This is a genomic window from Stenotrophomonas maltophilia group sp. LNF247 (assembly GCF_054083135.1).
Genome location: NZ_JBSRQL010000008.1, coordinates 38,737 through 56,977 on the forward strand (window position 1 = coordinate 38,737; position 18,241 = coordinate 56,977).

Below are 18,241 nucleotides of genomic sequence, written 5' to 3' on the forward strand. Positions count from 1 at the left end.
TTGAGGTGGCATGCTGCTATCTTCGCCGCCCGTTGACAAGCGCGGCCCGCACCTGACCCGTATGACCCCGACCCTCTCTCCCGCCGACACCCACCTGCCGGCTGACAGCTCGATCCTGTCCGCGCGCTACCGCGCCACGACCATCGGCATGGTCGCACTGGTCGCGCTGCACGCCTTCGAAGCACTGGCCGTCGCGGCCGCGATGCCCACCGTGGCCGAAGCACTCGATGGACTGCGCCTGTACGCGCTGGCCTTTGGCGGCACCCTGGCCACCAGCGTGATCGGCATGACCCTGGCCGGACGCTGGGCCGACCGCCAGGGCCCGGCACGGCCGCTGTGGTACGGCCTGGCCTGCTTCGTGCTGGGCCTGCTGCTGGCCGGCTTCGCCGTGCGCATGGGCATGCTGGTGGCCGGGCGCCTGATGCAGGGCCTGGGCGCGGGCGCGATTTCGGTCTCGCTGTACGTGATGGTCGGCCGCAGCTACCCCGAGCACCTGCGGCCGAAGGTGTTCGCGGCATTCTCGGCGGGCTGGGTGGTGCCCTCGATGGTCGGCCCGGCGCTGAGCGGCCTGATCGTCCAGCATCTCGGCTGGCGCTGGGTGTTCCTGGCGGTGCCGCTGCTGGCAGTCCCTGCTGCCCTGTTGCTGCGGCCTGCGCTGGCGCGCATGCAGCCCTCCGCCGACAGCAACGACGACGAGGGGCGCGGCAACCTCGTGCGTTGGGCCAGTGGTGCATCGCTGGCGGCGCTGCTGCTGTACTTCGGCGGCCAGCAGCATGGTCCGACCGCCCTGCTCTGCATCGGCGTGGCGATGCTGGCGCTGCTGCTATGCTTGCATCGCCTGCTGCCGGCCGGAACGCTGATCCTGCGCAGGGGCCTGCCCAGCGTGATCGCACTGCGCGGCATCGCCGCTGCCGCATTCTTCGCCAGCGAAGCCTACCTGCCGCTGCTGCTGCAGCGCGAACGCGGGCTCCCGCCCAGCTGGGCCGGCGCGGTGCTCAGCCTCGGCGCACTCGGTTGGTTCGCCGGCTCCTGGCTGCAGGGTCACCAGCAGCGCGGTTGGTCACGCCAGCAGCTGCTGCGCGTCGGCACGGCGATGATGACGGTCGGCATCGCCGCAACGCTTGCGGTGTTGTTCAATGCAGTGCCATTGCTGGTGGCCCTGGTGGGCTGGACGGTCACCGGTTTCGGCATGGGCATGATCTACGCCAGCCTCTCGGTGCTGACGCTGTCACTGTCAGCAGCGCATGAGCAGGGTGCCAACACCTCTGCCCTGCAGCTGAGCGAGGCCCTGTCGGTGACCACCGCGCTGGCGGTCTCCGGTGCGTTGTTCGCGCTGTTCGTGGAAAGCGCGCCGCACACCGGCTACCTGCTGTGCCTGGCGATCACCTTCGGCCTGGCGGTGCTGGCTGCGGTGATCGCGCGGCGGGTGTAGCGCCGTCGGGTTTCGGTAGTGCCGTCCGCTGGCCGGCAACCTCCGCGCACGCGGGAATCCCATGATGGTGCCGGCCAGCGGCCGGCACTACCGGGTCCCCGTGCCTACGTCATCGATGTCCCGGTGCAGGATGCGCCGCACTTCCAGCACCGCCTGCGGGGTCTCCTGCACGCTGTGGCCGGAAATGATGACCTTCTCCGACTGTGCACCCGGCAGGTGCGCACTCCAGTACGGCACCAGTCCGTCATCGGACTTTTCCACCGGCAGCTCCGGCTTGCGCTGGGCGATGATCGAGTGGTACTTCAGTCGCGCTTCGATCGGCAGCTGCGCTGCGGCCTTCACGAATGGATCACTGGCCTTGAGGTTGTCGATGCTGTTGGGGATCTTCGGCTTGGCGGTGCCGTCGACCTGCTGCTCGGCCTGTGCCAGCGCCATGAACACGTCCTCGAATTTGCCGAGAATGGTCAGCGGCAGGCGTACCAGGCGACCGATCAGCCGCCCGACCCTGTTGCCGGCGATATCCGTGCCCTGGTGCGGCGCGGCGATGAAGATCGCGCGTTCCACGTTCGGCTGCGCCTTGAAATGCAGCAGTGGCCCCAGCTTGGCCTGCACCCGCTTCAGCCGCTCGCCCTTCAGGTCATAGTTGGCCAGCAGGTCATCCCACAGCACATCACCCGAGTCGCTCACCAGCAGCCGCGCCAGCACGCCGCCCATGCTGTGGCCGATATAGACCATGTCCTTCGATGCGCGCGTGCTGCCGTTGGGGTCGAAGTGCTTGAGGGTGTCATTGAACGCGTTGGCGATCTCGTAGCGGTTCAGCGCGATCGGCGCGTTGGTCGGGTAGTAGACCTGCCACACCTGGAACTGCTGGCGCAGCTCGGGGTCGCCCATGATCTCGTTGGCCAGGTTCACCCAGGCTTCCGGGCTGCTGGCCAGGCCGTGCAGCATGAAGATGATGCGGCGGTTCGGGTCCCACGGCTGCATCAGGTAGATGTGCGGTTCGCCGATGCTCTCGCTCATGCCGAACAGGGTGCGCAGTGATTGCCGGGCGAAACCGCTCTGCGCCAACCACAGGCCATAGGCGGCGGTGAAGTTGCCGGCCAGCGGCACCTGCTCGCCATGCAGGGTGATGCGCTCGGTCGCTTCGGGCGAATAAGCGTCCAGCTCGACCCGGCGCGTGCGCATCACATCGTCCAGGTTGCTGCCTTCGAAGCGCAGCAGTGCGGTGACGTTGATCGAGGACATCTCACTGAACTCGGGCACCGAATTGTCATGCCGGTGGCGACGGCCACGGCGCTCGTCACCGCCTTCATCCGCTGCCGTTTCGGCCTTCGGGCCATCCGCTGCGACTACGGGTGCGACCAGCTTCGGCGGGTCCATCACCATCACCAGCTCGGCACCGAAGCCATCACGGCGATAAGTACTGCGCAGCCCGACGAAGCTGACCGTGCCGGCTGGCACCAGCTGCGCGGGAATGCTCTTCAGGTTCAGCTGCTGGTAGTTGGAAGCCAGCGACCAGCTGCCGACCGAGATCGGCTTCGTGTAGTCCTCGCCCGCCAACGCAGCGGCGCGCGCGCGGACGAACAGCACCACCGCCGCCTTCTCGGCCGCGTAGTTGTAGTAGTCACGCACCTGCGTCTGCCGGTCTTCGAAGGCGCGATCCGATGGTGAGCGGCCGCTGTAGAACAGGTAGGCATAGGCGTAGCGCGCGGCTTCCAGCCAGGCGTCCAGCGCTGCGTCGCTCATCGGCGGATCACCGGCTGCGGTCTTCTTCGGCGTCAGCGCCAGCGCGGCCTTCACCCACAGTTCGGACAGCGCCGACAGCCGCTGCTCGACATTGAGATCGTCGGTCATCAGCAGCGTGCTGCGGCAGACCAGGAAGTCCTTCTCGCACTGCGATTCGTCCAGGCCTGCCGCGCTGAGCGTCTCGCGCGCGGCGGGGCTGAGCTTGCCGGTATTGAGCACGTCGGCACGCTTGTTGACCAGCGAATCGCTGGACTTGACCTGCTTGACGGTGACCATCGCGCAGCCACTGCTGCCCAGCAGCAGGAAGGCGGCGAACAACACCGGCAGCGCACGCTGCCAGCGGGTCAGGAGGAGTCGAGTCATTACTGCGGGTCCTGCTCGGTGCCAGGTACGCCCTGGCGGATCACGGTGGAGAAGTGTTCGCCGCTGCCCAGGTCCAACGCACGCTGGGTGATGCGGCCCTTGTCGTGCAGCTCGGCGTACGGCACACCCGGGGTCAGTGCACCGACCTCCTGTGCGTACTCGGCCAGGTAGCCGGACAGCAACAGGCGGTAGTCCAGCGGCAGGCGCGGCGCGATCTGGCGGGCCAGGTCGAAGACGATCGTGGTGCAGTTGCTGGTGAGTGTGTTGTAGAAGCCCGGCTTCGCATCCAGTTCGCGCGCCTGCGCGATGTACGCGGCGAACAGCTCCTTCAGCTGCGCACGGTCCATGCCGTGCAGGCGGTACAGGTAGACATCCTCGCCACGCGCATTGGTGCGGGTGCGGATGATGTCGGTCTCCTCCGCGGCCACCAGGGTCATCTCGAATTTGCGGAAGAAGCCGCCCAGCGCCGAGAACGATTCGCCGCGTTCCTTGCGGATCTCCAGCGAGAACACCACGTGGCGCCCATCCTCGAAGCCAAACGAGATGAGGGTGTGGGCGATCGCCGGGCCCATCCAGTACGACAGCACCAGGTCGGCCGAACGCAGCTGGTCCAGGTCGTACGCGCGGCGCACCCAGTGCGCGTCGTAGTCGGTTTCGCTGCGCCAAGTGAAATCACGCACGTTGTCGAGCACCACGTGGCGCCCGTCGAAGGACACCACATGCAGGCGCTGGGCCACGTCATCGGCCCATACGCGGTCCTGGCGCGGGGACAGCAGCAGCCACCACAGGCCGGCCAGTGCCAGCGATGCCCCGAACGCCAGGCCCAGGCGGCGCGAAGCATGGCCCCGCGCGACGCGCCACGACGCCCACAGCGCAACCAGCAGCCACAGCGCAGCGGCACCGGTGGACAGCCAGCCCGGCCCCGGCACCTGATAGGCCAGCAGCCCGGTCACCCACAACGCCGCCAGCGCCATGGCACTTCCTGTCATCCAACGTCCTGCGGCTCTCACTGGCATCCTGTCGCGGTCCCGAAGCCGCATAGTTAGCCACAAGCGGGTTCACCGTGGCATCTACGGCCCGTTCAGGCACGCCGGCGCACCGTCTGCTGCGGCCCGACGGCCAGATGGATCACACAGGAGCAACGATGGGCATCACTTCCGTGGCCGGCGTTCCGGTCCAACCCCGGCACCGCGCGACCTGCCACTGCGGCACGGTCGAGCTGCTGCTGGACCTGCCGGACGGGATCGTCGATCCCCGCCGCTGCGACTGCTCGATGTGCCGCCGCCGTGGCGCCATCGCCGCCAGCGTCCCCCGTCAGGGCCTGCAGGTGCTCCGCGGGCAGAACCACCTGCAGAAATACCAGTTCAATACCCATGTGGCCGAGCACTACTTCTGCGGGGTGTGCGGCATCTACACCCATCACCGGCGCCGCTCCAACCCCGACCAGTACGGCTACAACGTGGCCTGCCTGGAGGGCATTGATCCGTTCGCGCTGGGGGTTATTCCGGTCAGCGACGGGGTCAACCACCCGTCAGACCGCACCGGCTAGTGGCGCGTGCGCCGCGGCGGCGTGGCGATCTTCTGCCAGGGCGCCATGCCGCTGCGCCCCGCCCGCGCCGGGCGTTTCAGCCAGGGCCGGCGTGACGGTGCCTGCGGCGCGTCCTCGACCGGGGGAGGAAGCGGTCGACGGCTGGGCCAGAGATGGTCGAGCAGCCACATGGCGGGTCTCCGTGGGGGACGGGGACGATCAACACTAGGCCCGGGTGGGCATAGGCGGCGTGAGCGGGACACGACAACGGGATGACGGCGGAGGCGGCGATGAGCCTGCTACACCATGTTCCCGACCAAGGCACCTGTCCTTTTCCGCAACAACAGGCGCAACACGGCGGCACAGGCGGCGGTCAGCAGCGCCAGTACACGCAGCAGTGTCGCCAGCGCCTCACTACTGGCGTGCTGCAGCTGCATGCCGCTTATCGTCGGTAGCAGTGCCTGCGCATGTTCCCGCGCCCCCGTGGCCAGATAGGCACCGGCACGCACCAGCGATGCCGGCGACGCGCCCTGCAGCTGATGGCCGATCAGCAGCGCAAGGAAGGCAGTGACTGTGGCCAACGCGATGCCTTCGCCGGCCACCCGCACGGTTCCGAATATGCCTGCGGCCATGCCGGCACGCTGCACCGGTACCACGCTCACCGACAGTCCATCCATCAGCCCCCACGGCAAAGCCGTGCCTGCGCCGACCAGCATCAGCAGCGGCACCCACTGCGACGGCGACGGATGCGATGCGTGGCGCGACAGCAGGTACAGACCAGAGGCACAGACCAGCAGGCCCAGCGTGCACAGCCGCGCACTTCCAACGCGCTCCGCCCAGCGCGCGGCCAGCATCGGCAGCACCAGCATCGGCGCGGACAGGGCCAGCATCTGCAGTCCCACCAGCGTCGCGCTCTGGCCATGCACGCCCAGCAGTTGCAGAGGTAACACGACCAGCAGCACCACGTAGCCGAAGCAGGTCGCCACCGGCAGCAACTGGACACCAAGGAACGCCGGTTGCGAGAACAGTGAGAGGTCCAGCAACGGTGAGGGGTGCCGCCGTTCGATGAAGACGAACACCCCGCCCGACAGCAGCGTCGCCAGCAGCGCCAGCTGCACGCGCGCGGCATGCAGGCCGAACTCGCCCGACCACAGCAGCGCCAGGGTCAACGCCGCCAGCGTCAGGCTGAAACTCAGCATGCCGCCGATATCCAGTGGTCGGCGCTCGCCATGACTTTCAGGCAACGCGCGTGCCCCCAGGCCGAAGGCCACCAACGTGAGCACACCGCCCGCGGCGAACACGCTGCGCCATCCCAATGTCTGCAGCAGCAGGCCCGCGAGCAGGGGCCCCAACGCCAGCCCCATGCCGAACGTGGTGCCCAGCAGGGCGAAGACACGGGCACGCGCCGGCCCCTGCCAGGCCTGTGCCAGCAGCGCCGTGCCGGATGCCAGCGCCGCCGCCGCGGCAACGCCCTGCAACCCGCGCGCCAGATCCAGCCATAGCAGCGTGCGAGCAAGGCAGACGGCGGCGGTGGCGGTGGTGAAGCCCGCCGTGCCCAGCAGGAACAGCCGCCGACGGCCATATTGATCGGCCAAGCCGCCCGCAGCGAGCAACAGACTACCGAAGGTGAGCATGAAGGCGTTGGTCACCCAGGCCAGCGCGGTGGGCGATGCCGCCGCGGAACGGGCCAGCGCCGGCACCGCGACTGCACCGGCAGAGAAGGACAACGGCAACGCCAGCGCGGCCAGGCAGACCGCAAGCAGCGCCCAGCGCTGCTGCGCGCGGACAGGTACAGGGAGCATCGAATCCGGGGCCATGCGGGCCTCCATCCATCAGGGGCATTAATGATGGACAGGCCGCTATTCCAGAAAAACAGGCTCGGTGGACGTTGATTGCGGCGAGATGTTCCGCAATCATCCAAGCATGGACTCCATCTCCGCCCTGCTCGCCTTCGTCCGCACCGCGGAGGCAGGCAGCATCGTCGGTGCCGCCCGCGTACTCGGCCTGTCAGCCTCGGCCGTCGGCAAGCGCATCGCCCGGCTTGAACAGGAACTCGGCACGCGCCTGTTCCAGCGCACCACCCGCCGCGTGCATCTCACCGACGAAGGCGAACTGCTGCTGCAACGCTGCCGGCGTGCGCTGGATGAGCTTTCCGAAGCGCAGGCGGACCTGGCGCAGCGACAGCACGCCCCCAGCGGACTGCTGCGCATCGGCCTGCCCACCATCGGCTACCGCTTCCTGCTGCCGGTGCTGCCCGGCTTCCAGCAACGCTATCCGCAGGTGCAGCTGGAACTGGACTTCAACGACCGCATCGTCGATGTGGTCAGCGAAGGCCTGGATGCAGTGATACGCAGTGGCGAACTGGCCGATTCCAGCCTGACCGCACGGCGGCTGGGTGGTTTTCGTTTCATCCTCTGTGCGGCGCCGGGCTATCTGCAGATGCATGGAACGCCCGGCGATGTGGGCGACCTGCGCATGCATACCGCGCTGCGCTTCCGTTACCCCACCACCGGAAAGCTGCATCCGTGGCAGCTGCCGGGCATCGAAGGCGACGCCGGGGCGCGCCTTCCCACGGCGATGACCTGCAACAACATGGAGGCCGTGCTGGCCGCTGCGATCGGATGCATGGGCCTGGCCTGGATGCCTGACTTCCTCGCAGCCGACGCGCTGGCCGATGGCCGCCTGCAACAGGTGCTGCCCACACTGCCCACGCACCAGGGGCAGTTCTCGCTGCTGTGGCCCGGTGGGCGCCATCCCAGTGCACGCCTGCGGGTGTTCATCGACTACGCCGTTGCGCACCTTTTCCGCAGCACCCCGGAAATGGGGACGGAGGGGATTAAGTCGTAATTGGTCCTGCTGTGCCTGAAACGACTTAACCCCCTCCGTCCCCTTTTTCCTGGCGGCTGAAGCGGCGCGCGCCGGCGACGCAGATCACTGCGACCAGAGTCACCAGCACCATGCTGAGGCTGACCGATTCGTGCAGCAGCAGCGCGGCCAGGGCCAGGCCGAAGAAGGGCTGCAGCAGCTGCAGCTGGCCGACAGCGGCGATGCCGCCCTGGGCCAGCCCGCGGTACCAGAAAAGGAAGCCGATCAGCATGCTGAACACTGCCACGTAGCCCAGTGCCCACCACGCCGAGGCACCGACCGCCGAGAGCGAGGCCGGGCGCATCAGCACCGTCATCGGCAGCATCACCGGCAACGCCAGCAGCAATGCCCAGCTGATCACCTGCCAGCCGCCCAGATGACGGGCGAGCCGACCACCTTCCGCGTAGCCCAGCCCGCACACCACGATCGCCGCCAGCATCAGCAGGTCGGCCTGCAAGGAGGCTTCGATGCCGTTGCGCGCGGCATAGCCGACCACGCAGGCACTGCCCAGCAACGAGAACAGCCAGAACGCCGGGCGCGGCCGATCGCCACCGCGCAGCACGCCAAACACCGCTGTACTCAACGGCAGCAGGCCGAGGAACACGATGGTGTGTGCCGACGAAGCATGGCGCAGCGCGAGCGCGGTCAGCAGCGGGAAGCCGACCACAACGCCGAGGCTGACCACCACCAGCCCCGGCAGGTCGCCGCGCCGCGGCCACGGTTGGCGCAGCATCAACAACAGGCCCAGGCCGAGCACCGCGGCGATGGTGGCGCGTGCGGCGGTGACGAACCCGGCATCCAGCTGCAGCACCGCCAGGCGGGTGGCCGGTAATGAGCCGGCGAAGATCACCACACCGATGAAGCCATTGATCCAACCACTCGCCGACCGTTCCACGCCTGGACTCCTGAAGGTGCCGGACGATGCCCGGCTGCACCTGTATGGAAGCATCCAGCGCGGAACGACCCCAGCTACAATCCAGTACAGCCGCAAGTAACTGTACTGCCCACACTTCCACTACGGTTCCACCATGCCGCGCCCGCTCACCCGCATCGAATCGGTCATCCAGACCGTCCGCACCCGCATCAGTGCACGGGTGGATGGCCCCGGCTCCCGCCTGCCTTCGGTACGTGCGCAGGCAGCGACCATGGGAGTTTCAGTCTCCACCGTGGTCGAGGCCTACGAGCGCCTGGCGGCCGAGGGCCTGATCAGTGCACGCGCAGGCTCGGGCTTCTACGTCAGTGGCCCGGCCGCACCGCTGGCGCTGGCCGAAATGGAGCCGCGGCTGGATCGCGCGGTGGATCCGCTGTGGGTATCACGACAATCGCTGGAAACGCCCGCGGGCGATCTCAAGCCAGGGTGCGGCTGGATGCCCAGTGACTGGCTGTATCACGATGGCGTGCGCCGCGGCCTGCGCGGGCTGGCGCGTGCCGATGCCATGCAACTGGTGGACTACGCCGGCCCGCTCGGGCTGCCCGCGTTGCGCCAGCTGCTGCAAAGGCGCAGCGCCTCGCTTGGCATCGATGCACCGATGGAGCAGATCCTGCTGACCGAATCCGGTACGCACGCGGTCGATCTGCTCTGCCGTTTCCTGCTCAAGCCCGGTGACTGCGTGCTGGTCGATGACCCGAGCTACTTCAATTACCACGCACTGCTCAAGGCGCACCAGGTGCAGGCCATCGGCGTGCCGTACACGCACAGCGGCCCGGACCTGGAGGCGTTCGCGCAAGCCCTGCAGGCGCATTCGCCGCGGCTGTACCTCACCAATTCCGGACTGCACAACCCGACCGGCGCGGTGCTTTCAGCCAACACCGCGCACCGCCTGCTGGGCCTGGCCGAACGCAGCGAGCTGATCATCGTCGAGGACGACATCTTCGCCGACTTCGAACTGCAGCCGGCACCGCGGCTGGCCGCGCTCGATGGACTGTCACGGGTGATCCACGTCGGCAGTTTCTCCAAGACGCTGTCGGCAGCGTCGCGCTGCGGCTACATCGCTGCGCGCCACGACTGGATAGAGGCATTGACCGACCTGAAGCTGGCCACCAGCTTTGGCGGCGGCCATCTGGCCGCGCAGTTGATGCACATCGCGCTGACCGATAGCGGTTACCGCCGCCACATGCAGTCCATACGTTCGCGACTGGCCGATGCACGCCAGCACACACTGCGGAAGCTGCAGACGCTGGGCATCACGCCGTGGCTGCAACCGGAAGCCGGCCTGTTCCTCTGGTGCCAACTTCCCGATGGTCGCGATTCCGCCGCGCTGGCCCGGCAGTGCCTGCGCGAAGGCATCGTGCTGGCACCGGGCAACGCGTTCAGCCAGTCGCAGCGCGCGGCCGACTATCTGCGCTTCAACGTATCGCAGTGCCAGGACGCACGGATCTGGCAAGTGCTGGCGCGGGCATTGCGCTGAGCTGGATGCAAGCCGGTCAACGCAGCTAGGAGTGTCCCGCGGCAAAGGCACTTGCATGCCACGGTACAGTGGTATGTCCCCTGCTGCAGGAATCCGCGCATGTCCACGTTCTCCGACCCACAGGCGGTGGCCCGCTATGCCGAAGCGCCGCTGCGCCAGGTGCCCGGTTTCCTCGCGTTGCAGCAGATGACCCGCCTGCTGCTGGCCGAACACGTTCCCGCACAGGGGCGCGTTCTGGTACTCGGCGCCGGGGGCGGGCTTGAGCTGAAGGCCTTTGCCGAAGCGCAGCCGGGCTGGCAGCTGCTGGGTGTGGATCCGGCCGCGCCGATGCTGGCCCTGGCCGAGCAGACACTGGGTCCGCTGATGCCGCGCGTGCAGCTGCTGGAAGGTTACATCGACGATGCACCCGATCTGCGCTTCGATGGTGCCAGCTGCCTGCTGACCCTGCACTTCCTCGACGCCGCGCAGCGCCTGCACACGCTGCGCGAGCTGCACAGGCGCCTGCAGCCCGGCGCACCGCTGGTGGTGGCCCACCACAGCGTGCCGCAGGATCCGGCCGGCAAGCTGCGCTGGTTGCAGCGCTACGCCGCGTTCGCCGAAGCCTCGGGGGTTGCCCACGCCGATGCACAGCGCGCGATCGACGCCATTGCCGAGCGGTTGCCGCTGCTGGCCCCCGAACAGGAGGTCGCGCTGATGCAGGAGGCCGGCTTCGATGGCGTGGAGCTGTTCTATGCGGGCTTCAGCTTCAAGGGCTGGGTGGCGTACGCCGGGTGATGTCTACGGCACCACGGTGATGCCGATCCGCTGCATCAACAGCGCCACCTGCTGCACGTCCAGCGTGGCGCCGCGCAGGTTGGTGCTGCGCAGGTCCAGCTCGCCCAGATCGGAATTGGTCAGGTCGCAGTCGGTGAAGTTGGCGCTGTTCCAGTCGATTCCCTCGAACTGGCCACCGGACAGGTCCGAGCCCGCGAAGCTTGCGCCACTCACGTTCGCACCGTCCCAGCGGTTCTCCCACAGTTCGCATTTCTCCAGCGTGACCCGCGAGAAATTGGCATAGCGCAGGTTCGACTTCTTGATGAAGGCGCTGCAGAACCAACTGCGCGTGGTGATCTGGTTCATGAAGCTGGCGTTGCTGAAATCCGCACCCTGCGCGCGGCACTCGCTGATCTCCAGGCCCAGCGCCTTGATGAAGTTGAAGTGGCACATGCTGATGTCGCAGCTGCGGAAGCTGGCCTCCTTCAATGTGGTGCCATTGAAGCGGCAGCCACTGCGGCTGTCGGCATCGTAGAAGCTGCAGTTGATGAACTCGGTGGCGGTCAGGTCGACACCGGAAAAATCGCACTCATGGAACTGCTGGTCGACCACTTTCTGGCCGGTGTACTGGTCCGCGCCGATGCGCAGCTTGCGGTGAACGGTGGGGGACATCAGGGATTCCATGCCAGGTGCCCCGCCATCATGCCGGGCCGCGAGGGCGATCCATAGACGTGGGCGCGGGCGGATTCACCGGCAGTCCAGCCGCCCTGCGTCCCCCAATGCCGAATGCACGTTGTTGCACGTTAATGCACGAACGTGCAGACTTGCAGCATGAGCTCCGATCCCAGCCCCCTCCCCGCCCAGCGCACCCGGCAGATCCTCGAGGAACTGCGCCAGCAGGGCCGCGTAGTCGCCGCCGAACTGGCGCGCCGCTATGCCGTGTCCGAAGATTCGATCCGCCGCGATCTGCGCGAACTGGCCGCACAGGGCATGTGCCAGCGCGTTTACGGTGGCGCCGTGCTGCCACCGCCCAAGGAACGCCCGCTGCGCGAGCGCCTGACCCGCGACCGCGGCGACAAGGCCGAGCTGGCCGCCCGCGTCTGCGCGTTGCTGCACCCCGGCCAGGTCGTACTGCTCGATGCCGGTTCAACCAACCTGGCGATCGCCCAGCAATTGCCGGCCGCCCTCGGCCTGACGGTGATCACCAATGCCCCGCAGATCGCCACCGCCGCCAGCATGCTCGAAGGTACCTCGGTGCAGCTGATCGGCGGACGCCTGGCCAGCGGTGGCGGTGCGGTCGGCGCCGAGGCATTGGCCCAGGTGCAGCGCCTGCGTGCCGACGTGTACCTGCCCGGCCCCTGCGCGGTGGACGGCGACACCGGCGTGTGGGCAATGGATGCGGAAGAAGCCACGCTGAAACGCGCGATGGTGGCCTGCAGTAGCCGCGTCATCGTCGCCGCCACGACTGAAAAGCTCGGTGCCCGCGGCAACTGGCAGATCGCCAGCCTCGACGAGATCGACGACCTGGTGCTGACCACCACCGCGCCGCCCGCATTGGCGGCACGCTTCCGCGCCGCCGGCATCGCGGTACACCCCACTCCCCCCTGACCGTACCGCTCATGTCCGTTGCCAACCGCGCGCGTGCCGAACAGCACGCGACCCGCGCTGCGTTCTTCATTCCCGGCTTCGCCACCGCGCTGTGGGCCACCCTGGTGCCGTTCGCAAAGGCACGCACCGGGATCAACGACGCCACGCTGGGGCTGGTGCTGCTCTGCCTCGGTGCCGGTTCGCTGCTGGCAATGCCGTTGTCCGGCGTGCTGGCCGCGCGCCTGGGTTGCCGGCGGGTGATGGTGGCCAGCAGCCTGCTGATCTGCCTGACCGTGCCCGGCCTGGCGCTGGCCGGTTCGGCCTGGACACTCGGGCTGGTCCTGTTTGTGTTCGGTGCCGCCGTGGGCGCGATGGACTGCACGATGAACGTACAGGCCGTCATCGTCGAGCGCGAAGCACGGCGCGTGATGATGTCCGGCTTCCATGCCTTCTTCAGCATCGGTGGTTTCCTCGGCGCGGCCACCATGACCGTGCTGCTGTCCGCACAGCTGCCGCCCTTGGCATCGGTGCTGATCGGCGTCGGCGCCATGCTGCTGGCGTTGCTGCTGTCAGCGGCGTACTGGCACAGCAAACGCATGCCGCACGACACACCGATGCTGGCCCTGCCACACGGCATCGTGCTGTTCATCGGCGTACTGGCGTTCGTTGCGTTCCTCGGCGAAGGTGCGATGCTGGATTGGAGCGCGGTGTTCCTCAGCGATGTGCGTCGCGTCGATGCCAGCCTCGCCGGCGTCGGCTATGTGACCTTCACCCTGACCATGACCATCGCCCGCCTGTTCGGCGATGCACTGGTGGTGCGCGTGGGCCGCCAGCGCGCGATCGTTCTCGGCGCTCTGCTTGCTGCCGCTGGCGTGCTGGTGCTGACCCTGGTCACGCCATGGCAGGCGTCGCTGGCGGGCTATGTGCTGGTCGGCCTTGGCTGCGCCAACATCGCGCCGGCGCTGTTCTCGCTGGCCGGCCACCAGACCCGCATGCCGGGTGCGCTGGCGATCACCGCCGTTTCCACGCTCGGCTTCGCCGGCATCCTTGCCGGACCGGCGCTGATCGGCTTCGCCGCCAACCATTTCGGCCTGATCGCCGCATTCATCGGCGTTGCCACGGCCTTGTTGCTGGTGGCGATGTCCACGCGTTGGCTGCGGGTGTAGCCCAAGGCATCAACGCCGCCTGCGCCGCAGCTTCATCCGCAACCGCCGATAGCCGATCACCGTCGCCGTGGCACACAACGCGGTGCCAGCAGCACTCAGCAGCAGCAACACCGCCAGCCGGGCACCTTCCTGGCGCAGCATCGCCGGCAGGTCCCAGCTGTGCAGGAAGTAGAACAACCAGCGCCCCACCCGCTCGCGATGCCCCATCGTCAGCAACGGATCGCCGGTCGCCAGATCGAGATAGACGCGCGTCGCCTCCGCATCGCCAAAGTCCACCACTGCCACCGGGAAGCGGCGTACCGCCGCACCATTCATGGCCTCGGGCGCACGCGGATAGAAGTAGGCATCCGGTACATGTCGGACCACGAAATCCTGCATCGGCGCATCGGACAGCGCCCGCACCTTCTGCTGCAGCCACGCGGCCGGCAGCAACCGCGCAACCTGCAGGCGCCCATGGGTGCTGGACACGATGCGGGTGCCGCCCTTCCCATCCAGCAACACCGCGAACAGCTCACCACCGATGCGCCGCCACTGGATCTCCACCGGCCGGAAGCGCCCAGCATCGGCCACAGCCATAAGCCTCGCCGGCTCAGCCAACGTGCCATCCACCGCCACCGCGCCGCCACGATAGTGCTCAACATCAATCGCTTCATGCGTGCTGCTGAAGACGCCCAATGGATTCATCGACATCAGGCCGCTGAAAATCCAGGTGAACACGAAGGCCGCGGCACACAATCCGATCAGATGGTGCCAGCGCATCCACGGCTCGACGTACGGCGTCTTCGCACCGGAACGATAGTGCCCACGGAAACGCCAGCGCCACACTCCCACCACGATGCCGCTGATCGCCGCCACGGTGCACAGCGCGGACAGCACGATCACCACCCACGTCCACACAGGGTCCACCGACTGCATGCGCAGGAAGTACAGCCAGTGCAGCCAGGCGCCCACATAGTTCCAGCGCTGCTGCACATGAGGGGCGTCCAGCACCACTTCGCCGGTACGCGAGGACACGTACAGGTCGCCCGGCTGCGCGCCGCCCACCTCGACGCGATAGAGCGGCCGATGCACATCCAATGCGCGCGAATGCGTCCAGCGGTCCTCCTCCACGCGCATCGCACCCACAAAGGCCGGGCCTCCGGCGAACTGTGCAGCGGATGCTTCGGCGCGCTGTGCCGACACCGGCAGCAGCGCCTGGCCGGTCACGGCAGACCAGGCGCCCACATTGCTGCCACTTCGCACCACATACGCCGGCTCGCCGCGTAGCGTGGTCAATGCCACAGCCTCCGGCTCGGCCTGCACGGCGGCAGGCAGTACCGACAGCTCCTGCAGGTCGCGGGCCTCACCCAGCACCGGCAACGCCGCCAGCCGCTCGCCGGGCGTCAGCTTCGGGTAACCAATGAACAGCATCACCATGCCGCTGACGAACCACAGCAGCATCAGCAGGCATCCGCCGATGCCCAGCCAGCGATGCACCAGGTAGGTCCAGCGCCTGGCGGTGGATCGCAGCGTCATGGCCGGCCTCCTCAGAAGCGATGGTCGACGGTGAATTCGACGCGCCGGTCCGCACCCAGCAGCCATTGCGTGCTGGTGTAGTACGCGGTGGCGTAGTACGCCTTGTCGAACACGTTGAACAACCGCGCGGACAGCCGCGTGCGCGGTGCCGCCTGCCAGGTCAGTGCCAGGTCGGTGGTGCTGTAGCCGGGCAGCTCCAGTGTGTTGGCGTTGTCGGCGTAGCGCTTGCCGACGTAACGCACGCCACCCGCCGCACTCCAGTCCGGTGCGAACTGCCAGTTCAACCACATACTGGCCAGGCGCTCGGCTACGTTCGGCGGCACGTTGCCATCACGCGATACCAGCACCGCCGGCGAACCCGTGGTTTCCAGGAAGTCCTCGAACTCGGCCTTCAGCACCGTCGCGTTGGCATCGAGCGACCAGTGCGGCGCGACGTTCCAGGTCAACGACGCTTCAATACCGCGCGAGGTCTGCGCCCCCACCTGCACGCGGCGATCCGGCACCAGCGGATCACGGCTGAGCAGACCGGTCTTGCGGATGCGATACGCCGCCAGCGTCCACTCGCCGCCATCGAAGGCCTGCTTCAGGCCCACCTCGATCTGCCGGCCCTTGGCCAGATCGAAGGCACCGTTGGCTGGGCTGATCATCAGCAGTCCACTGACCGGGTCCGCCGCCTGTGAGTACTGCGCGTAGAGGCTCAGCGCCGGCTGCAGCGCGAATACGGTACCTGCACGCCAGCCGGTGCTGCTGTAGGTCTTCGAGAACGCGTTCTGGCCACTGATCAGATCGGTGCGATCGATGCGCGCGCGGTCGTGGCGCAGCCCACCCAGTACCGACCAGCGTTCGCTCAACGCCAGCCGGTCCTCCACGAACAGCGCGTACTGCTCGGCGCGGTTGCGATAGCGCGGCAGGTTCGGCGCGTCGCTGGCGAACTGGCCCGGCACCGGATCGAACGGATCGACCGGGCCCGAGCTGCCGGCATAGGTGTTGTTGGTGTGCTTGAAGTGCGCGCGGTTGGCATCCAGGCCCACCGCGAAGTTGTTCTGCAGGCCACCCGCCGTTCCCTGCACGCGCAGCGTCGAGGTCAGTCCGGTCTGGTCCTGGTTGTGGGTGATCTCGGTATTGCCCGAGCGATCGATCAAGCCGGTAGCGCGGTTGTAGACATAGGCCTCGGCATTGCGCCAATCACGCTGGCTGTCGATCTGGTAGACGCGGGTTCGCCATTCCACGTTCGCGTTCGGTGTCCACAGCGCGTCGAGCTGGGTCCAGCGGTCGCGGAAGCGGGTCTCGCTGTCATCGACGTTGTAGTTGCGGTGGCGCAGCGCGTCCAACTGGCGTCCCTCCACCAGCGGCGTGCCGAAGTAGCGCATCGGCTTCTGATGGCCCTGCGCGTGGGTGAAGGTCAGCTGCAGGTCGGTGCGCGGCTGCCACAGCAGCGCGCCGGAGAAGGTGGCATCGCCGTTGCGTCCCCGATCGACCCAGCCACCGCTGTAGTTGCCGCTCACATCCAGCCGGTAGGCCAGCTCGGGCGTCAGCGCGCCACCACTGCTGAAGCCCAGCCGCGCGGTGTCCTCGCTGCCCACTGTCACACTGATCTCGTTTTCGATGGCACCGCGCGAGGGCTTCTTCGGCACGATGTTGATCACCCCGCCGATCGCACCGTCGCCGTGGATGACCGAGGCCGGCCCGCGCAGTACTTCGATGCGCTCGATCGACCAGGTATCGAACGGGAAGGTGATGCCCACGCCGCCGTACTGGCGCAGCCCGTCGTACAGCCGCATCACCGAGGCACCATCGGTGAAGCCGCGGGCGGACAGCGCGCTCAGGCCGTTGCCCGGGTGCGGCATGGCACTGATCGCACCCGCCCGGCTGATCGCATCGTTGAGGTTGCTGTCGCCGCGCTGCTCCAGTTGTTCGCGCGAAATCACAGTCAGGCTGGCCGGCGTCTGCAGCACGCTCAGGCCCAACACAGAGCCGGCGCTGGCGGTGGACGACAGCTCGCCGCTACGGGCATCGACCACCCGCACGGTCTCCAGCGTGGTCGGGGGTGCCGCGTCGGCGGCAAGCAGGGGCGCAGCATGCAGGAGCAACGCGCACAGGACAGGCAGCGTCGCCCGGCGCAGGCGCGCGGAGTTGGGGTTCGTTTTCATTTTTTCACGGCATGCAAGGCCACCCCGCGATGGCAGGGCAGCAATCAGAAAGGGACAAACACGCGCGTGCGGGTACCGGCCGTGGCCGGCAACCTCATGGAAAAACGATCAATGCAACGCGCGTGCGGCTCAGACGGCCATCAAGGCCGGCGGCCCACGCGCTCCCAATGTGCCGCTGATCCGTTGCGGCAACGTCTGCACCGCACCGCGCAGTGCGCGGCACACCGGTGCCATCGGCGCCAACAGCAGCACTGCCGCCACCAACAGGGTGATCAGCCGTGCAGCGATCAGGCAGTAATCGCAGTCCACGCCCATCTCATGATCGGCATGCGGATCGGCGGGCGGCTTCTTTGCGGTCTCGCCGTGCGGCATCGCCATCGCGTGATGGTCGCGGTGCCCTTCCATCGCGTGCTGCGCATGCTCTGCGTGTATTGCGTGGTCCATGGCTACCACCGGCGCAGCGGCAGCCACGTGACCATGCGCCAGCCAGCGGCTCACCAGCGGGGCAAGCAGCACCAGCAGCATGGCAAGCCAAGCCAGGGCCTGGAACCGGCGGTGGAGGACAGAATGACGCACCCGGCCATTCTACGGGCCTGTGCCCAACCTTGGACCCCGTTCAGGGTTTGCCCCCTGCGACACGGTGACGCAGGAGCTCGCCTCGCGCGGCGACATGTGAATGCACCACACCGCGGTCCCTGCGCTTGCGGGCTCTGCCTCGCCAACGTTAG

At 67.7% G+C, this 18,241-nt stretch carries 15 protein-coding genes; 7 read left to right on the forward strand and 8 right to left on the reverse strand.

Annotation, left to right across the window (positions count from 1 at the left end; all coding sequences use genetic code 11):
• Nucleotides 1-10: 10 nt before the first annotated feature.
• On the forward strand, nucleotides 11-1,432 hold the full coding sequence (locus ACTXG9_RS10030) for an MFS transporter (protein ID WP_456115749.1): 1,422 nt from the start codon (nucleotides 11-13) through the stop codon (nucleotides 1,430-1,432).
• An 87-nt stretch (nucleotides 1,433-1,519) separates the two neighbouring features.
• Here ACTXG9_RS10030 and ACTXG9_RS10035 read toward each other — a convergent pair whose 3' ends face one another.
• Nucleotides 1,520-3,541 carry an esterase/lipase family protein gene (locus ACTXG9_RS10035; protein WP_456115750.1) on the reverse strand — a complete coding sequence of 674 codons (2,022 nt, stop codon included), beginning with the start codon at nucleotides 3,539-3,541 and terminating at the stop codon, nucleotides 1,520-1,522.
• On the reverse strand, nucleotides 3,541-4,515 hold the full coding sequence (locus ACTXG9_RS10040; protein ID WP_197574903.1) for an Lnb N-terminal periplasmic domain-containing protein: 975 nt from the start codon (nucleotides 4,513-4,515) through the stop codon (nucleotides 3,541-3,543). Before ACTXG9_RS10040 ends, ACTXG9_RS10035 begins: the two co-directional genes overlap by 1 nt.
• A 170-nt stretch (nucleotides 4,516-4,685) precedes the next feature.
• On the opposite strand from ACTXG9_RS10040, the gene ACTXG9_RS10045 reads away from it, so the two are divergent.
• A complete protein-coding gene (locus tag ACTXG9_RS10045) occupies nucleotides 4,686-5,090 on the forward strand; it encodes a GFA family protein (RefSeq protein ID WP_058979411.1) in 405 nt (134 codons plus the stop codon).
• Between the two features lie 278 nt (nucleotides 5,091-5,368).
• Here ACTXG9_RS10045 and ACTXG9_RS10050 read toward each other — a convergent pair whose 3' ends face one another.
• Nucleotides 5,369-6,886, reverse strand: a complete 1,518-nt coding sequence (locus tag ACTXG9_RS10050) for an MFS transporter (protein WP_288041376.1) — start codon at nucleotides 6,884-6,886, stop codon at nucleotides 5,369-5,371.
• 106 nt (nucleotides 6,887-6,992) lie between these two features.
• Here ACTXG9_RS10050 and ACTXG9_RS10055 point away from each other — a divergent pair, with 106 nt between their 5' ends.
• A complete protein-coding gene (locus tag ACTXG9_RS10055; protein ID WP_111098573.1) occupies nucleotides 6,993-7,916 on the forward strand; it encodes a LysR substrate-binding domain-containing protein in 924 nt (307 codons plus the stop codon).
• A 25-nt stretch (nucleotides 7,917-7,941) separates the two neighbouring features.
• Here ACTXG9_RS10055 and ACTXG9_RS10060 read toward each other — a convergent pair whose 3' ends face one another.
• Complete coding sequence (locus tag ACTXG9_RS10060; RefSeq protein ID WP_021202609.1) at nucleotides 7,942-8,829, reverse strand: DMT family transporter; 888 nt, start codon at nucleotides 8,827-8,829, stop codon at nucleotides 7,942-7,944.
• Between the two features lie 133 nt (nucleotides 8,830-8,962).
• Between ACTXG9_RS10060 and ACTXG9_RS10065 the strand changes: the two genes are divergently transcribed.
• Nucleotides 8,963-10,342: an aminotransferase-like domain-containing protein gene (locus tag ACTXG9_RS10065; protein WP_456115751.1), complete on the forward strand. Its 1,380-nt coding sequence runs from the start codon at nucleotides 8,963-8,965 to the stop codon at nucleotides 10,340-10,342.
• A gap of 99 nt (nucleotides 10,343-10,441) precedes the next feature.
• Nucleotides 10,442-11,116: a class I SAM-dependent methyltransferase gene (locus tag ACTXG9_RS10070; RefSeq protein ID WP_111098574.1), complete on the forward strand. Its 675-nt coding sequence runs from the start codon at nucleotides 10,442-10,444 to the stop codon at nucleotides 11,114-11,116.
• 3 nt (nucleotides 11,117-11,119) lie between these two features.
• Here ACTXG9_RS10070 and smqnr read toward each other — a convergent pair whose 3' ends face one another.
• On the reverse strand, nucleotides 11,120-11,767 hold the full coding sequence (gene smqnr / locus ACTXG9_RS10075; protein WP_111098575.1) for a SmQnr family pentapeptide repeat protein: 648 nt from the start codon (nucleotides 11,765-11,767) through the stop codon (nucleotides 11,120-11,122).
• Nucleotides 11,768-11,926: 159 nt separating this feature from the next.
• On the opposite strand from smqnr, the gene ACTXG9_RS10080 reads away from it, so the two are divergent.
• A complete protein-coding gene (locus ACTXG9_RS10080) occupies nucleotides 11,927-12,703 on the forward strand; it encodes a DeoR/GlpR family DNA-binding transcription regulator (RefSeq protein ID WP_021202613.1) in 777 nt (258 codons plus the stop codon).
• An 11-nt stretch (nucleotides 12,704-12,714) separates the two neighbouring features.
• A complete protein-coding gene (locus tag ACTXG9_RS10085; protein WP_021202614.1) occupies nucleotides 12,715-13,848 on the forward strand; it encodes an MFS transporter in 1,134 nt (377 codons plus the stop codon).
• A 9-nt stretch (nucleotides 13,849-13,857) separates the two neighbouring features.
• On the opposite strand, the gene ACTXG9_RS10090 is transcribed toward ACTXG9_RS10085, so the two are convergent.
• The 3 genes from ACTXG9_RS10090 to ACTXG9_RS10100 form a co-directional block, all read right to left on the reverse strand.
• Entirely contained in the window at nucleotides 13,858-15,363 is a 1,506-nt protein-coding gene (locus tag ACTXG9_RS10090) for a PepSY domain-containing protein (protein ID WP_111098576.1), read from the reverse strand.
• 11 nt (nucleotides 15,364-15,374) lie between these two features.
• Entirely contained in the window at nucleotides 15,375-17,513 is a 2,139-nt protein-coding gene (locus ACTXG9_RS10095; RefSeq protein WP_456115752.1) for a TonB-dependent receptor, read from the reverse strand.
• A gap of 129 nt (nucleotides 17,514-17,642) precedes the next feature.
• Complete coding sequence (locus ACTXG9_RS10100) at nucleotides 17,643-18,038, reverse strand: DUF2946 family protein (protein ID WP_111098577.1); 396 nt, start codon at nucleotides 18,036-18,038, stop codon at nucleotides 17,643-17,645.
• Nucleotides 18,039-18,241: the final 203 nt, after the last annotated feature.

Bases quoted from the DNA above. Each gene is read 5' to 3' on its own strand.
- ACTXG9_RS10030 (WP_456115749.1), top strand. From the start codon at position 11: ATGCTGCTATCTTCGCCGCCCGTTGACAAGCGCGGCCCGCACCTGACC.
- ACTXG9_RS10035 (WP_456115750.1), bottom strand. From the start codon at position 3,541: ATGACTCGACTCCTCCTGACCCGCTGGCAGCGTGCGCTGCCGGTGTTG.
- ACTXG9_RS10040 (WP_197574903.1), bottom strand. From the start codon at position 4,515: ATGGCGCTGGCGGCGTTGTGGGTGACCGGGCTGCTGGCCTATCAGGTG.
- ACTXG9_RS10045 (WP_058979411.1), top strand. From the start codon at position 4,686: ATGGGCATCACTTCCGTGGCCGGCGTTCCGGTCCAACCCCGGCACCGC.
- ACTXG9_RS10050 (WP_288041376.1), bottom strand. From the start codon at position 6,886: ATGGCCCCGGATTCGATGCTCCCTGTACCTGTCCGCGCGCAGCAGCGC.
- ACTXG9_RS10055 (WP_111098573.1), top strand. From the start codon at position 6,993: ATGGACTCCATCTCCGCCCTGCTCGCCTTCGTCCGCACCGCGGAGGCA.
- ACTXG9_RS10065 (WP_456115751.1), top strand. From the start codon at position 8,963: ATGCCGCGCCCGCTCACCCGCATCGAATCGGTCATCCAGACCGTCCGC.
- ACTXG9_RS10070 (WP_111098574.1), top strand. From the start codon at position 10,442: ATGTCCACGTTCTCCGACCCACAGGCGGTGGCCCGCTATGCCGAAGCG.
- smqnr (WP_111098575.1), bottom strand. From the start codon at position 11,767: ATGTCCCCCACCGTTCACCGCAAGCTGCGCATCGGCGCGGACCAGTAC.
- ACTXG9_RS10080 (WP_021202613.1), top strand. From the start codon at position 11,927: ATGAGCTCCGATCCCAGCCCCCTCCCCGCCCAGCGCACCCGGCAGATC.
- ACTXG9_RS10085 (WP_021202614.1), top strand. From the start codon at position 12,715: ATGTCCGTTGCCAACCGCGCGCGTGCCGAACAGCACGCGACCCGCGCT.
- ACTXG9_RS10090 (WP_111098576.1), bottom strand. From the start codon at position 15,363: ATGACGCTGCGATCCACCGCCAGGCGCTGGACCTACCTGGTGCATCGC.
- ACTXG9_RS10095 (WP_456115752.1), bottom strand. From the start codon at position 17,513: ATGAAAACGAACCCCAACTCCGCGCGCCTGCGCCGGGCGACGCTGCCT.
- ACTXG9_RS10100 (WP_111098577.1), bottom strand. From the start codon at position 18,038: ATGCTGCTGGTGCTGCTTGCCCCGCTGGTGAGCCGCTGGCTGGCGCAT.